Origin of the sequence: Rouxiella aceris (assembly GCF_012933545.1) — a bacterium.
Classification (GTDB): domain Bacteria; phylum Pseudomonadota; class Gammaproteobacteria; order Enterobacterales; family Enterobacteriaceae; genus Rouxiella; species Rouxiella aceris.
In genome coordinates this window covers 1-14,557 of the sequence record NZ_JAADJU010000020.1, presented here as the reverse complement: position 1 = coordinate 14,557, position 14,557 = coordinate 1, and the positions used below count along the sequence as shown (strand labels likewise).

The window sequence follows — 14,557 nt, the reverse complement described above, 5'->3', positions numbered from 1 at the left end:
AAACACCAATAGCGCTCTGCGTTTTATACCAAGCCCCTATCCTGACAGTTACAGCCTCCTGCCGAAATGGGTATCCCAGTCTTTCCAAACCGGTTGCAGACCGGCGTCGATAAGTGCGGCGGCAACACTCGCCGGTGTGCGGTTATCATGGGGAGAAAACTGTTCCAGCTCCGCTTTTTCATCGGCATAGCCACCTGGCTGGGTTTTGGATCCGGCGCTTACGGTGGTGATCGCCACCGGAACAACATGATCGCGAAAGTCAGGGGATTCCCGGGTCGATAAAGAAAGCTCGATATCGGGGGCAAACAGACGAAAAGCGCAAATCAACTGCACCAGCTGTTTTTCGTTAAGTATCGAGGCCGGCTGGATCCCTCCGGCACAGGGACGCAGACGGGGAAACGCCACCGAGTAACGGCTTTGCCAGTAGGTTTGCTGTAGGTAAAACAGATGCTCAGCCACCATATAGCTGTCGGTACGCCAGTTATTCGACAGGCCAAACAGTGCGCCAAGGCCGATCTTGTCGATCCCCGCCCGTCCCAGGCGATCCGGCGTCTCCAGTCGCCAGAAGAAATCCTGTTTTTTACCGCGTAAATGATGCAACGCATACGTGGGCGCATGATAGGTTTCCTGATAAACCAGCACACCGTCCAGCCCAAGGGTTTTCAGTTCGCCATACTCTTCCTGCGCCAGCGGTTGGACTTCCATCATCAACGAGCTAAATTGCTGACGGATCGCCGGAATATGACGGCGAAAGTAATCCATTCCTACCCTGGCGCTATGCTCGCCGGTCACCAGCAGCAAATGTTTAAAGCCCAGTGCATTGAGGGCATCGCATTCTCGCGCGATCTCCAAGGCATCGAGGGTTTTACGTTTTAGCTTGTTACTCATTGAAAAACCGCAATAAGTACAGTCATTGGCACAAAGATTGGACAGATACAGTGGAGCAAAAAAACTGACCGTATTACCGAAGCGCTGACGGGTCAATTGCTGCGCTTTCTGGGCCATCGGCTCGAGATAGGGCAATGCCGCCGGGGAGATCAGCGCCATAAAGTCTTCGCGGCTGACGTGTGACGCATTAAGCGCCCGTTCGACGTCGGCGGGGGTTTTACTGTTGATACGTAGTGACAGATCGTCCCAGTCGAGCGTCTCCCAGTGCTGCTGAAAGCCGGTACCTTGAAATTTATCCATCTCAGATATTCTCCAGAAAGCCGGTCAGCGGGCTGGAAGCCTTGGCTTGTAGCGAACGACCGCCAAGGCCACTGACCCGTGCCAGACGGCCAGCTTCAACCGCCAGTTTGAAGGCTTTGGCCATCGCCAGCGGATCGCCGGCCACGGCAATGGCGGTATTGACCAGCACGGCATCAGCGCCCATTTCCATCGCCTCGGCGGCGTGGCTGGGTGCGCCAATACCGGCATCGACCACCACGGGGATGCGGGCCTGCTCAATAATAATGCGCAGAAACTCACGGGTTTGCAGCCCCTGGTTTGAGCCAATAGGCGCACCAAGGGGCATTACCGCAGCGCAGCCGACTTCTTCCAGCCGCTTGCATAACACCGGATCGGCGCTGCAATAAGGCAGCACCACAAAACCCTGTTTTACCAGCATTTCTGCCGCCCGCAGGGTTTCAACGGCATCGGGTAACAGATATTTGACGTCGGGATGGATCTCGAGTTTTATCCAGTGGGTGCCTAACGCTTCCCGCGCCAGCTGCGCGGCAAACACCGCCTCTTGCGCAGTTTTCGCCCCCGAGGTATTGGGTAACAGGCGCAGGCCCAAAGCCTGTAACGGTATAAGGATGTCATCGCCGCCGCGTTGCAGATCGACGCGTTTCATCGCCATGGTGACCAACTGTGAACCCGACGCGGCAATCGCCTGCTGCATCAACCCGGCGCTGGCAAATTTTCCCGTTCCGGTAAACAAGCGGGAACTGAATGTAACATCAGCAATTTTTAGCATTTTCATCCTCCGGCAATCGCCTGAAAAATAACCACCTCATCACCTTCTGCCAGCAGATGGGCCGTCCACTCTGGACGCGGCACAATCACCTGATTTACCGCCAGCGCACAGCCAGTGGCCGACTGTTCCAGCCGCGCCAACAGGGTATGCAGTGTCAAGGGGGAAGCAAAATCATAGGGGCTGTCATTTACGATGATATTCATGACAGCGATCCGCAGGCCGGGCACTGAGGCGTACGGGTGAGCTGTAGCGAGCGCCAGCTTTGCTGTTTGCCATCAAACAGGCGCAGCTTGCCGCTCAGTGGGCTGCTGCCCCCGGCGAGCATCTTGATCGCTTCCAGCGCCTGAAGGGTGCCGATCACTCCGACCACCGGACCCAATACGCCAGCGGTGCGGCAGTTACGGGTTGGTGTATCGAGATCGGGATACAGGCAGCGATAGCAGCCGTGGGAATAGGGCGGCTCTATCACTAACAGTTGTCCGCTAAACCCCACAGCGCTGCCGCTAATCAGCGGTTTTCGACTGTCGATACAGGCTTGGTTGATGGCATGACGGGTAGCCATGTTATCGCTGCAATCGAGCACCAAATCGACCTGTTCTACTCTGGCCCGCAGATTGTCGGCATTCAGCCGTTCGGTGACGATTTCGCAATGACAAAGCGGATTCAGTTTTTGCAGTTCGCGCTGGGCAACCTGCGCCTTATGGCTGTCGGTATCGGCGGTACGATAAAGGATCTGCCGCTGCAGATTGGACAGATGCAGTATATCGTCATCGGCCAGCGTCAGATGGCCCACGCCCGCCGCCGCCAGATAGAGCGCCGCTGGCGAACCCAGACCACCAAGACCGACAATCAATACCCTGGCTGCCTGGATTTTCTCCTGCCCCGCCATGCCAATATCCTCCAGCAACAACTGGCGGCTATAGCGCATAAACTCATTATCGTTGAGCATCTTGATCATCCTGGTAAGGACACAGTTGCATCAGTTGGCGGGTGGCCGCCTGCCAGTCGGCCGCCAGCGTAATGGCACTGACCACCGCCACGCTGCCGACGCCACAGGCCATCACCGCCGGTACGCGGTCGAGGCTGATACCGCCGATCGCCACGGTGGGATAGTGGCCGTTTAACTGCCGGATATGATGCGCCAGCTCCTCCAGCCCCTGCGGTGCCGAAGGCATGGCTTTGGTCTGGGTCGGGAAGATATGGCCGAGGGCAATATAGGAAGGACGCACAGAGATGGCGCGGGCCAGCTCGGCATCATCATGGGTTGAAACCCCCAAACGCAGCCCGGCCTGATGGATCGCCAGCAGGTCGGCTGTATCGAGATCTTCCTGGCCCAGATGGATGCCGTAAGCCTGGTGCTTAACCGCCAGTTTCCAGTAATCATTGATAAACAGCCTGGCCTGATAGTCGCGACCCAGCTTGATGGCGGCGACGATAGCGGGTTCTACCTGCTCGTCGGGCAAATCTTTTATCCGCAGTTGCAGCGTTTTCACGCCAACGGCCAGCAATTTTTCCACCCATTGCAGGCTATCGACCACCGGATAGAGGCCCAGTTTGTAAGGGACCAGCGGGAAAGGCGTGGCGGGAATATTCATTTTGCCACCCCGGCGTTATTTGCCTCGCTCGGATGATAAAGCTCACTGCCACGTTCACGGAATTGCGCCGACATCTGCGCCATACCCGAGTCAACGATGTCAATGGCCACCGCCTTGGCTTCCAGCGCGGCGGCATAGTCGCGTACTTCCTGGGTGATTTTCATCGAACAGAATTTAGGTCCGCACATGGAGCAGAAATGCGCCACTTTGCCGGACTCCTGCGGCAGGGTTTCATCGTGATAGGCACGGGCAGTGGCCGGATCGAGTGCCAGGTTGAACTGATCTTCCCAGCGGAATTCAAAGCGCGCTTTGGACATGGCATTATCGCGGATCTGCGCGCCGGGATGCCCCTTGGCCAGATCGGCCGCGTGGGCGGCGATCTTGTAGGTGATCAGTCCCTGTTTGACATCCTCCTTATTGGGCAGGCCGAGATGCTCTTTGGGGGTGACATAGCACAGCATCGCGCAGCCAAACCAGCCGATCATCGCGGCACCAATGCCGGAGGTAAAGTGATCGTAGCCGGGGGCAATATCGGTCGTCAGCGGGCCAAGGGTATAAAAGGGCGCTTCGTGGCAGTGCTCCAGCTCTTCGGTCATATTGCGGCGGATCATCTGCATCGGCACATGTCCCGGTCCTTCAATCATCACCTGCACATCATATTCCCAGGCAATTTTGGTCAGCTCGCCCAGCGTATGCAGTTCGGCAAACTGCGCTTCATCATTGGCGTCATAAATCGAGCCTGGACGCAGACCATCCCCCAATGAGAGGGCGACATCATAGGCGGCACAGATTTCACAAATTTCACGGAAATGCTGATAGAGGAAATTTTCCTGATGATGGGATAAACACCATTTCGCCATAATGGAACCGCCGCGCGAGACAATACCGGTCAGGCGTTTGGCGGTCATTGGTACATAGCGCAGCAGCACGCCAGCGTGGATGGTAAAGTAATCCACCCCTTGCTCCGCCTGCTCCAGCAGCGTATCGCGGAACATTTCCCAATGCAGATCTTCGGCAATGCCATTGACCTTTTCCAGCGCCTGATAAATCGGCACCGTACCGATGGGCACCGGGCTGTTACGCAAGATCCACTCACGGGTTTCGTGAATATAACGGCCAGTGGAGAGATCCATTACCGTATCGGCACCCCAGCGGGTTGACCAGACCAGTTTTTCCACCTCTTCTTCAATCGAGGAAGTTACCGCCGAGTTACCAATGTTGGCGTTTACTTTCACCAGGAAATTGCGGCCGATAATCATCGGTTCAGATTCGGGATGGTTAATATTGGCAGGGATAATGGCACGCCCGGCGGCCACTTCATCACGCACAAACTCAGCGGTGATATTGGCCGGCAGATGGGCACCAAAACTTTCACCTGCGTGCTGTTGACGCAACACCTCGCCGCGAATGCGCTCACGGCCCATATTTTCTCGCAGCGCAATATATTCCATTTCCGGAGTGATCATACCCCGGCGGGCATAGTGCAACTGGGTGACGCACTTGCCGGCCATGGCTTTACGCGGGCGGGGCAGATATTCAAATCGCAGATGATCCAGTCCGTCATCGGCCAGACGCTGCTGGGTAAAACCGGAGCTCACCTGCGACAGTTGTTCACTATCCTGGCGTTGTTCAATCCAGGCAGTTCGCACTCTGGCCAGTCCGCGATGTACGTCGATCTCGGCCTGGGGATCGCCATAGGCACCGGCGGTGTCATACACCGGGATCGCTTCATTATCAGTAAACTGCGGGGCGTCTTTTGTGCCGCCCACCATCGTTGGGCTAAGCTGGATCTCGCGCATCGGCACCTGAATATCGGCGCGGCTGCCCTGTAAATAGATACGTCGTGAGTTAGGGAAGGCCATACCCTGGAGGCTGTCAATAAAGGCCTGCGCCTCGGCGCGCTGCTGGCGACGGTCACGGGGCTTCTTCTCAGTGGAGACGACGGGATGTTGGGTGTTCGACATAGCAAATTCCTCGTTATTGGCGAAAGGGAACGTTGCTTGTCAGGAGGTTTACGGCAGGAGTAAAGCGGTATCTCTGAACTTGTTCAGCGCGCGATAGCTGCGAGCAGAAAAGCCAGACGCAATAAATTACTCTTGTTCCCTTCGCGGGTACTAACCCGATCAGGTTCCGCGGATCCCGAATTAACGGTCTCAGCCTGGCAAATTTCCATCACAGGAAGCTTGCACTAGGCACTCCGACAAGAATGGGCCTCTGACTGCGAGGCCGTATTAACAAGCCTCAATATACGAGGCCGATTTTAAAACACAACCCTTTAAAGGGGATGTCACAAAACTATTACGCAGGACGTGCTAATTCGGCATGATCGGCCACCGGCGCCAGCGGCAGAATATGGGTGTCGAATGCCAGGGCTATCAGCTTGTCTTCGAGCACAAAACGCGCATCGAGTGCCTCACCGATATCTGATAATGCGTAATGGAAAGCAAAAATATTGTCATCATCAAAATTGCTTTCTGTACAACTATCGTGAAATGCCATGATAGTGGCGGTATTCACTTCCAGTGCCGGATAGATTTTTGCTGCTTCCTGGGCAACGGGCCCCTGGGAGCCATCAACTTCTTCTACTATTCTGTGATAGAGATGAAAGTGTCCTGCCGAAAGGTAGTCCACCAGATGATGGCAAAAATTATCTAAGTCTTTTTCATTAAGCGGAGTATGTTTTTCTTTATTTGGTTTCATACCCACCAGGGTGCAATAAGAAACCAGCAGGTCTTTGCGCGCGCGCAGCCATTTATCGATTAACTCATTACTGCCACCAACCCGTTGGGTCAGTTTTTCCAGACGATTGAGCATGGTTGACTCCGAGAGCAAGTAGAGAAAAAAACCAAATGTTAAAGATTACTAATACTGGTAACTTTATTTCCCAGATTGTCAGTGTAGTCGAGGTTATGCAATAACAATATGGAAATACAAATCACAGATCAACACCACGGCTGGTGGATCATCAGCTTTGAAGGCAAATTATGGCTTCCTGAGGGTACTTTGCCCTTTGGATCGGCCACCGAGTTCGCGCTGGCAGATCTCACCGGTCGACAGATCGGCGAGTGGCAGGGATCGCCGGTGTGGATGATCCGCAAGAGCATGAACGATCATATGGCATCGCCACGACAGCTACTGGATCAGGATCGCGGCTTGTTTCAACTGGTCGGTCGCGGCGTACAACTGTCTGAATTCTATCGATCCCATAAGTTTTGCGGTTACTGTGGCCATCCCATGCACGTCAGTAAAACCGAGTGGGCGGCGTTATGTGGTCACTGTAAAGAGCGTTATTATCCGCAAATCGCCCCCTGCATTATCGTAGCGATCCGCCGTGGTGACGAGATCCTGCTGGCTCAGCATATTCGCCATCGCGGCGGTGTACATACCGTATTGGCAGGTTTTGTCGAAGTCGGCGAAACGCTGGAAGAAACCGTTGCCAGAGAAGTAATGGAAGAGAGCAATATCCGGGTGAAAAATGTACGCTATGTCAGCTCTCAGCCCTGGCCGTTCCCCAACTCGTTGATGATGGCTTTTATGGCCGATTATGACAGCGGCGATATACGCCATGACCCGAGTGAACTGCTCAATGCTGGCTGGTATCGCTTCGATGCTCTGCCGCTGCTGCCGGCAGTGGGCACTATCGCCCGACGCCTGATTGAAGATACCGTGGTTCTGTGTCGTGCCCACGCCGATTCTCAGGATTGACGTGTTACAATAGCGATCATATTTATCAGGCACCTGACGCGGTCAGGTTGCCGGACAGGGTCAATGAATAGCCCGTAAAGGCCAGCAGATTATTAAGGATCTTGCCAAGAATGAATGAGTTAAAAAACGATCGCTACCTGCGCGCATTATTACGTCAACCGGTAGATACCACCCCGGTATGGATGATGCGCCAGGCTGGTCGCTACTTGCCAGAATATAAAGCGACACGTGCACAGGCGGGCGATTTTATGTCGCTGTGCAAAAATGCCGAGCTGGCCTGCGAAGTCACCTTGCAACCTTTACGTCGTTACCCGCTGGATGCGGCGATCCTGTTTTCCGATATCCTCACCATTCCCGATGCCATGGGACTGGGGCTCTATTTTGAAGCTGGCGAAGGTCCGCGCTTCTCTGCGCCACTGACCTGCCACGCCGACGTGGCCAGACTGCCGATCCCCGATCCGGAACAGGAACTGGGCTACGTGATGAACGCCGTACGCACCATTCGACAGAACCTGCACGGCGAAGTACCGCTGATCGGTTTTTCCGGTAGTCCCTGGACGCTGGCCACCTATATGGTGGAAGGGGGCAGCAGCAAGGCCTTCACTAAAATCAAAAAAATGATGTACGCCGAACCTGCTACCCTGCATCTGCTGCTCGATAAACTGGCGGACAGCGTTATTTTATATCTCAATGCGCAAATCAAGGCCGGTGCGCAGTCGGTAATGGTGTTTGACTCCTGGGGCGGCGTGTTGACCGGCCGTGACTACCTCGAGTTTTCGCTGCATTACATGCACAAGATTGTCGATGGCCTGATCCGTGAGAACGAGGGACGCCGTGTGCCGGTTACCCTGTTTACCAAAGGTGGCGGCCAGTGGCTGGAAGCCATTGCGGCTACGGGTTGTGACGCACTGGGTCTCGACTGGACCACCGATATTGGCGAGGCTCGTCGCCGGGTGGGGGATAAGGTTGCCCTGCAGGGGAATATGGACCCGTCAATGCTCTATGCCGCGCCAGCGCGCATTGAACAGGAAGTGGAAACCATTCTGGCCAGCTACGGGCAGGGTGAAGGTCATGTCTTTAACCTCGGTCACGGTATTCATCAGGACGTCCCCCCTGAAAACGCCGGGGTGTTTGTTGAGGCTGTCCATCGTCTTTCTCGTCGGTACCATCTGGCCTAAACGGAAAACGAGATGATCGATACCGGCGCAATGCGTGAAGAGCAACGGCAGAAAGCACTGGATATTGTGCTGGAGGATCCGCCGCAGGGATTGCTCCCGCACTATATTGCCGGTGCCGATGTCGGATTTGAACAGGGGGGCGAGATCACCCGCGCAGCTATTGTAGTGCTGCGTTACCCCTCCCTTGAGCTGGTGGAATATCAGATTGCCCGTATTGCCACCACCATGCCCTATATCCCCGGCTTACTCTCCTTTCGCGAATGCCCGGCATTGTTCGCCGCCTGGCAACAACTGCAACAGCATCCTGATTTGCTGATGATTGATGGCCAGGGGATTGCTCATCCCCGCCGACTCGGCGTGGCCAGTCATTTTGGCCTGATGATTGATGTGCCCACCATCGGCGTGGCCAAAAGCCGTCTTTGCGGTCATTTTCTGCCGCTGGGCGACGACGTGGGGGCCACTCAGGCGCTGTGGGATCAGGATGAACAGATTGGTTGGGTGTGGCGCAGTAAGCGACGCTGTAATCCGCTATTTATTTCCCCGGGACAGGGGATCAGTCTGGCTTCGTCGTTATATTGGGTTAAACAATTAAGCCGCGGCTATCGCCTGCCTGAGCCAACACGCTGGGCTGATGCCGTTGCCTCCAATCGACCAGCATTTCAACGCTGGCAACGCCTGAGTGGCAATCTTTAAGAATCCAGGAATAGGGATCTGCTGTAAATTCAGGTAAACTCCCGCCCAGAAAAGTTAATGAGAAAAAACCATGTTACGTAATCCGATTCATTTGCGTCTGGAAAAGCTGGAAAGCTGGCAGCATTGGACGTTTATGGCCAGTCTGTGTGAGCGGATGTACCCCAATTACCAGATGTTCTGTTTGCAAACCGGATTCGGTGAGCCACAGATTTATCGCAAAATACTCGATTTGGTATGGGAAACGCTTGTAATCAAAGATGCAAAGGTTAACTTTGACTCTCAGCTTGAGAAGCTGGAAGAGGCTATCCCCTCTTCTGACGACTATGATATTTACGGCGTTTACCCGGCTATCGATGCCTGTATTGCCTTGGGTGAGTTGATTCACTCGCGGTTGAGTGGTGAAACCCTGTCTCATGCCGTAGCGATCAGCGAGACTTCTATTCGCACCGTTGCCATGCTGGAGATGACTCAGGCTGGCAAAGAAATGACCGATGAAGAGCTGAAAGTAATACCTGCTATTGAAGAAGAATGGGACATCCAATGGGAGATTTTTCGCCTGTTGGCTGACTGTGAAGAGCGCGACCTTGAATTGATAAAAGGGTTACGTTCTGACCTGCGTGAAGCCGCTGTGAGTAACATTGGGATAAATTTAACGCAATAAGGCAATAAAACGTGATTTAACGCCTTATTTGTCGTACCCGAAGGCTTCACATCCGTACCCTGTCTGGTCTACATTTGGGGTGCGAAAAAAAAGTGGCTATCGGTGCGTGTATGCAGGAGGGTGCTGTCAATCGGCATATCCGTCGCACTCGATGCTTTGCAAACGATAAACACACTGTAAAGGATAACTTATGAACAAGACTCAACTGATTGATGTAATTGCTGACAAAGCCGATCTCTCTAAAGCTCAAGCTAAACTGGCTCTTGAATCTACTCTGTCTGCAATTACCGAGTCTCTGAAAGAGGGTGAAGCTGTACAATTGGTTGGTTTCGGTACTTTCAAAGTCAATCAACGCAACGAACGTACTGGTCGTAACCCGCAGACAGGCAAAGAAATCAAAATCGCTGCTGCAACTGTTCCAGCGTTTGTTTCTGGTAAAGCTTTGAAAGAAGCTGTTAAGTAATTGCTTGCAGTGGAAAGAATAAACGGGGGGCCACGCCGGCCCCTTCTGTTTATCGCCACCAGACTGATAGCCAGTTTACTGGCTTTCAGTCTGGTAGGATGCAGTTCCCATAAAGATATCCCTCTCTTTAGCGCCAGCGGCTATATCGCCGATCAGGGCATTAATCGCCTGTGGCGTGAAGACGACGACAAACACAATCCGCAAACCCTGATTAATATCTACAGCCCCTATTACGGTAAAGATACGGTGATCACCCGTTATGAATACCTCGATGGGCAGCTGCATCTGATTAAAGAGAGCCACGCCGCCTCGAAAAACCTCGGTATCATCCTGCGTTTTGACCAGGAAGGTAACGTCAGCTTTATGCAGCGGCAATTGTCAGAGGGCAAAGAGAAACTCTCTGCCGATGATATTGAGCGTTATAAATATCAGGCTGAAAAAGTATTAAGTCTCAGTGAGACACTACGTGCGGGTAATGTACGCCTGGTGCAGGGGCGTTGGCGTCAAGGGGTGATCACCACCTGTGCCGCCGAGCCGGTTACGCTAAGTTTGAATATTCGCTCGCAGGTCTGGCTGGCAAAACGCGCCGCAAAGTCTAACGACAAGCTCGGTCTCGCCTGGTTGACCGCCCCGGAAGGCAATGAGTTACTGCTGGTAGCCAACGAAGACTTCTGTATCTGGGAGCCGAAGGCGGGTCAGCTCAATTAAAAAGCCCGTACTTGACGGGCTTGATGGCTAGGTGGCGGGATTATTTACCTTGTTCGCGGGCAATCGCTCGATAGCCGATATCTTTACGACAGAAACTTCCCTGCCAGCTAATATCCTGCCCCAACTGATAAGCCCGTTGCTGAGCGGCGGCTACCGTTTTACCTAATGCCGTTACACAGAGTACGCGGCCACCGTTGGTCACCACCAATTCATCCTGCAAACGGGTTCCGGCATGGAACACCTTACCGTCTGGCACTTCTTCCAGCGGCAGACCGTGGATCTTCTCACCGTTGGTATAATCGCCAGGATAACCGCCAGCCGCCAATACCACACCGAGCGCCGGGCGCGGATCCCATTCCGAGGTCACCTGATCCAGACGACCTTCGGCACCGGCAAGGCACAGCTCAACCAGATCAGAGCGCAGGCGCAGCATAATCGGCTGGGTTTCCGGATCGCCAAAACGGCAGTTGAATTCGATAACTTTCGGCTGACCGTCGGCAGAGATCATCAGACCGGCATACAGGAAACCGGTATATACATTGCCTTCCGCCGCCATACCTCGCACCGTTGGCCAGATAACCTGGTCCATCACGCGCTGGTGGATTTCGTCAGTCACTACCGGAGCCGGTGAGTAGGCACCCATGCCGCCGGTGTTAGGGCCGGTATCGCCATCACCGACACGTTTATGGTCCTGGCTGGTGGCCATTGGTACCACGTTTTCACCGTCGACCATCACGATAAAGCTGGCTTCTTCGCCATCCAGGAACTCTTCGATCACAATACGGTGTCCGGCATCGCCAAAGGCATTACCGGCCAGCATATCGGTGACCGCAGCTTCTGCCTCGGCCTGGGTCATGGCAACAATGACCCCTTTACCGGCGGCCAGGCCATCGGCCTTGATTACAATCGGCGCGCCCTTGCTGCGCAGATAGGCGAGAGCGGGTTCCACCTCGGTAAAGTTCTGGTAGTCGGCGCTTGGGATCGCGTGACGGGCCAGGAAATCCTTGGTAAAGGCTTTCGAACCTTCCAACTGGGCGGCAGCCTGGGTTGGGCCAAAGATTTTCAGACCGGCGGCGCGGAAAGCATCGACCACGCCGATCACCAGTGGCGCTTCCGGTCCGACAATGGTCAGGCCAATATCATGGCTTTGGGCAAAGGCCAGCAGGCCGGCAATGTCCGTGGCCGAGATGTCGACGTTTTCCAGCAGCGGTTCAAGAGCGGTACCCGCATTGCCTGGCGCGACATAGACTTTATCTGCCAGCGGTGACTGTGCTGCTTTCCATGCCAGCGCATGTTCACGCCCGCCGTTACCGATAATTAAAATATTCATTCGAAGACTCCGGATAAGCAGGCACCGAAGTGCCTGCTGGAAGAATTAAGCACAGCAAAAAATTAATGGCGGAAATGGCGCATATCGGTGAACAGCATAGCGATACCGTGTTCATTGGCCGCAGCAATCACTTCATCATCACGAATTGAACCACCCGGCTGGATCACACAGGTGATACCCACGGCGGCGGCGGCATCGATACCGTCGCGGAACGGGAAGAATGCGTCAGAGGCCATCACCGAACCGGCCACTTGCAGGCCTTCGTCAGCCGCTTTGATACCGGCAATTTTCGCCGAATAAACGCGACTCATCTGACCGGCACCAATACCGATAGTCATTTTGTCACGGGCATAGACAATGGCGTTGGATTTAACAAACTTGGCGACTTTCCAGCAGAACAGCGCATCTGTCAGCTCTTGTTCTGTCGGTTGACGAGTGGTGACTACGCGCAAGTCGGCGGCACCCACCATACCCAGGTCACGATCCTGCACCAGCAGGCCACCGTTAACCCGTTTGAAATCCAGACCGGTTTGACGTTCCTGCCACTGTCCGCAAGTCAAAACGCGAACGTTCTGTTTGCTGGCGGTCAGCGCCAGGGCTTCTTCAGTAATGGAAGGGGCGATAATCACTTCCACAAACTGACGGCTGATAATGGCTTTTGCCGTGGCAGCATCCAACTCGCGGTTAAAGGCGATGATACCGCCGAACGCCGAGGTCGGGTCGGTTTGATAAGCGCGCTCGTAGGCGTCAAAAATATTGTCGCCTACTGCAACGCCGCAAGGGTTGGCATGTTTGACGATAACGCAGGCCGGTTCAGCAAACTCTTTCACACATTCCAGGGCGGCATCGGTATCGGCAATGTTGTTATACGACAGCGCCTTGCCTTGTAACTGTTGCGAGGTAGCCACGGAAGCCTCAGAGACATTCTCTTCTATATAGAAGGCGGCCTGCTGGTGGCTGTTTTCGCCGTAACGCATATCCTGTTTCTTCACATAGCTCAGATTCAGGGTGCGAGGGAAATGGCCGGAAGGCGCATCGGTATTGCCGTGGTACGGCGGTACCATGGTGCCAAAATAGTTGGCGATCATGCCGTCATAGGCAGCCGTATGTTCAAAAGCCTTAATGGCCAGGTTGAAACGGGTGGCCAGCAGCAGGGAGCCTTCGTTGGCATCCATCTCTTCTATTATAGCGGCGTAATCGCTGCTCTTGACCACAATGGCCACGTCATTATGATTTTTGGCCGCCGAGCGCACCATGGTCGGGCCGCCGATATCAATATTTTCTACCGCATCTTCCAATGAGCAGTCCGGACGCGAAACGGTGGCGGCGAATGGATAAAGGTTAACAACGACCATATCAATCGGGTCGATAGCATGTTGGCCCATGATCGCATCGTCTTTACCGCGACGGCCAAGGATGCCACCGTGTACTTTCGGGTGCAGAGTCTTGACACGTCCATCCATCATTTCCGGAAAGCCGGTGTAATCTGAGACTTCGGTTACTGGCAAACCTGCGTCAGCAAGCAGACGGGCAGTGCCACCCGTGGACAGTAAATCCACGCCACGTTGAGAAAGGGCTTGGGCGAATTCTACGATACCGGCTTTGTCAGAAACACTGAGCAGGGCGCGGCGGACAGGACGACGTTGTTGCATGGTGGTTTTATCCCTTGGCTTTGGAGTCGCAATATAGAGCGTTACGTGAATTCAATTCTCGTTTTCCTCTCTCTATATAGAGACTATATAGCTGAAAAACGCTGGATTGGATTCAGATAAGGTTCCGCAAACGCCATAGGCGTCATTATTGCAGAGAGTATTGGTAAAATCAGACGCGCGAAATTGTAGCGAAAACGATTGCGTGATGCTCGTCAAATTTCAATTTCAATATCCTTTGTGGATAACTTTGTGCACAACCGGGTATAAACAGGGGTTTTGCTGTGTAATACAGCAAACAGTATATTTTGTTGAAATTAGGGGTTGCGACTCCCCGGAAACTCCCTATAATGCCGCTCCATCGACAGGGAACAACGTGAACAACATCACGAAGTTACCGAGTCGGAAAGAATAAAAAAATGATGATGACCGCGAAATTAACGGTTGACATCAAAAGAGGAAAGCGTAAGATACGCCACCTCGAGCTAGCGCCAAGGCGGCTAACTCACTGCTCTTTAACAATTTATCAGACAATCTGTGTGGGCACTCACAAGACGATATCAGCCACTTCGGTGGCAAAAAATATCAAGTCTTAGAGTGACCAAGCAGTAATTCATT

The 14,557-nt window shown here is 53.9% G+C and carries 15 protein-coding genes and 1 riboswitch; of the genes, 6 read left to right on the top strand and 9 right to left on the bottom strand.

Features of this window, described 5'->3' with window-relative positions; all coding sequences use genetic code 11:
* Nucleotides 1–48: 48 nt before the first annotated feature.
* The 7 genes from thiH to rsd all read right to left on the bottom strand — a co-directional run bounded on the left by thiH (nucleotide 49) and on the right by rsd (nucleotide 6,366).
* Nucleotides 49–1,188, bottom strand: a complete 1,140-nt coding sequence (thiH, locus tag GW590_RS24010) for a 2-iminoacetate synthase ThiH (RefSeq protein WP_169405603.1) — start codon at nucleotides 1,186–1,188, stop codon at nucleotides 49–51.
* A gap of 1 nt (nucleotide 1,189) precedes the next feature.
* Nucleotides 1,190–1,957 carry a thiazole synthase gene (locus GW590_RS24005; protein WP_169405602.1) on the bottom strand — a complete coding sequence of 256 codons (768 nt, stop codon included), beginning with the start codon at nucleotides 1,955–1,957 and terminating at the stop codon, nucleotides 1,190–1,192.
* A 2-nt stretch (nucleotides 1,958–1,959) separates the two neighbouring features.
* Nucleotides 1,960–2,160, bottom strand: coding sequence for a sulfur carrier protein ThiS (thiS, locus tag GW590_RS24000; protein WP_169405601.1), 201 nt, complete (start codon nucleotides 2,158–2,160; stop codon nucleotides 1,960–1,962).
* Nucleotides 2,157–2,906: a HesA/MoeB/ThiF family protein gene (locus GW590_RS23995; protein WP_169405600.1), complete on the bottom strand. Its 750-nt coding sequence runs from the start codon at nucleotides 2,904–2,906 to the stop codon at nucleotides 2,157–2,159. The genes thiS and GW590_RS23995 overlap by 4 nt, the downstream gene beginning before the upstream one ends.
* Nucleotides 2,893–3,552, bottom strand: coding sequence for a thiamine phosphate synthase (gene thiE / locus GW590_RS23990; protein WP_169405599.1), 660 nt, complete (start codon nucleotides 3,550–3,552; stop codon nucleotides 2,893–2,895). Before thiE ends, GW590_RS23995 begins: the two co-directional genes overlap by 14 nt.
* Nucleotides 3,549–5,516 carry a phosphomethylpyrimidine synthase ThiC gene (gene thiC, locus GW590_RS23985; RefSeq protein WP_169405598.1) on the bottom strand — a complete coding sequence of 656 codons (1,968 nt, stop codon included), beginning with the start codon at nucleotides 5,514–5,516 and terminating at the stop codon, nucleotides 3,549–3,551. Before thiC ends, thiE begins: the two co-directional genes overlap by 4 nt.
* Before the next feature lie 119 nt (nucleotides 5,517–5,635).
* Nucleotides 5,636–5,762, bottom strand: a riboswitch (TPP riboswitch).
* An 88-nt stretch (nucleotides 5,763–5,850) separates the two neighbouring features.
* Nucleotides 5,851–6,366: a sigma D regulator gene (gene rsd / locus GW590_RS23980; protein ID WP_169405597.1), complete on the bottom strand. Its 516-nt coding sequence runs from the start codon at nucleotides 6,364–6,366 to the stop codon at nucleotides 5,851–5,853.
* A gap of 108 nt (nucleotides 6,367–6,474) precedes the next feature.
* On the opposite strand from rsd, the gene nudC reads away from it, so the two are divergent.
* The 6 genes from nudC to GW590_RS23950 all read left to right on the top strand — a co-directional run bounded on the left by nudC (nucleotide 6,475) and on the right by GW590_RS23950 (nucleotide 10,960).
* The gene (gene nudC, locus GW590_RS23975; protein WP_169405596.1) at nucleotides 6,475–7,257 is read left to right on the top strand and encodes an NAD(+) diphosphatase; all 783 of its coding nucleotides are present in this window, start codon (nucleotides 6,475–6,477) and stop codon (nucleotides 7,255–7,257) included.
* A 110-nt stretch (nucleotides 7,258–7,367) separates the two neighbouring features.
* Nucleotides 7,368–8,435, top strand: a complete 1,068-nt coding sequence (gene hemE / locus GW590_RS23970) for a uroporphyrinogen decarboxylase (protein WP_169405595.1) — start codon at nucleotides 7,368–7,370, stop codon at nucleotides 8,433–8,435.
* A 12-nt stretch (nucleotides 8,436–8,447) separates the two neighbouring features.
* Entirely contained in the window at nucleotides 8,448–9,128 is a 681-nt protein-coding gene (nfi, locus tag GW590_RS23965) for a deoxyribonuclease V (protein ID WP_169405594.1), read from the top strand.
* Nucleotides 9,129–9,198: 70 nt separating this feature from the next.
* On the top strand, nucleotides 9,199–9,789 hold the full coding sequence (locus tag GW590_RS23960; RefSeq protein ID WP_169405593.1) for a YjaG family protein: 591 nt from the start codon (nucleotides 9,199–9,201) through the stop codon (nucleotides 9,787–9,789).
* A 190-nt stretch (nucleotides 9,790–9,979) separates the two neighbouring features.
* Entirely contained in the window at nucleotides 9,980–10,252 is a 273-nt protein-coding gene (hupA, locus tag GW590_RS23955) for a nucleoid-associated protein HU-alpha (protein ID WP_045049823.1), read from the top strand.
* Between the two features lie 45 nt (nucleotides 10,253–10,297).
* Nucleotides 10,298–10,960: a DUF1481 domain-containing protein gene (locus GW590_RS23950; RefSeq protein WP_235956025.1), complete on the top strand. Its 663-nt coding sequence runs from the start codon at nucleotides 10,298–10,300 to the stop codon at nucleotides 10,958–10,960.
* A 40-nt stretch (nucleotides 10,961–11,000) separates the two neighbouring features.
* On the opposite strand, the gene purD is transcribed toward GW590_RS23950, so the two are convergent.
* Together purD and purH are read right to left on the bottom strand one after the other, a co-directional pair.
* Entirely contained in the window at nucleotides 11,001–12,290 is a 1,290-nt protein-coding gene (gene purD, locus GW590_RS23945; protein ID WP_169405591.1) for a phosphoribosylamine--glycine ligase, read from the bottom strand.
* 62 nt (nucleotides 12,291–12,352) lie between these two features.
* Nucleotides 12,353–13,942, bottom strand: coding sequence for a bifunctional phosphoribosylaminoimidazolecarboxamide formyltransferase/IMP cyclohydrolase (gene purH / locus GW590_RS23940; protein ID WP_169405590.1), 1,590 nt, complete (start codon nucleotides 13,940–13,942; stop codon nucleotides 12,353–12,355).
* Nucleotides 13,943–14,557 lie beyond the last annotated feature (615 nt).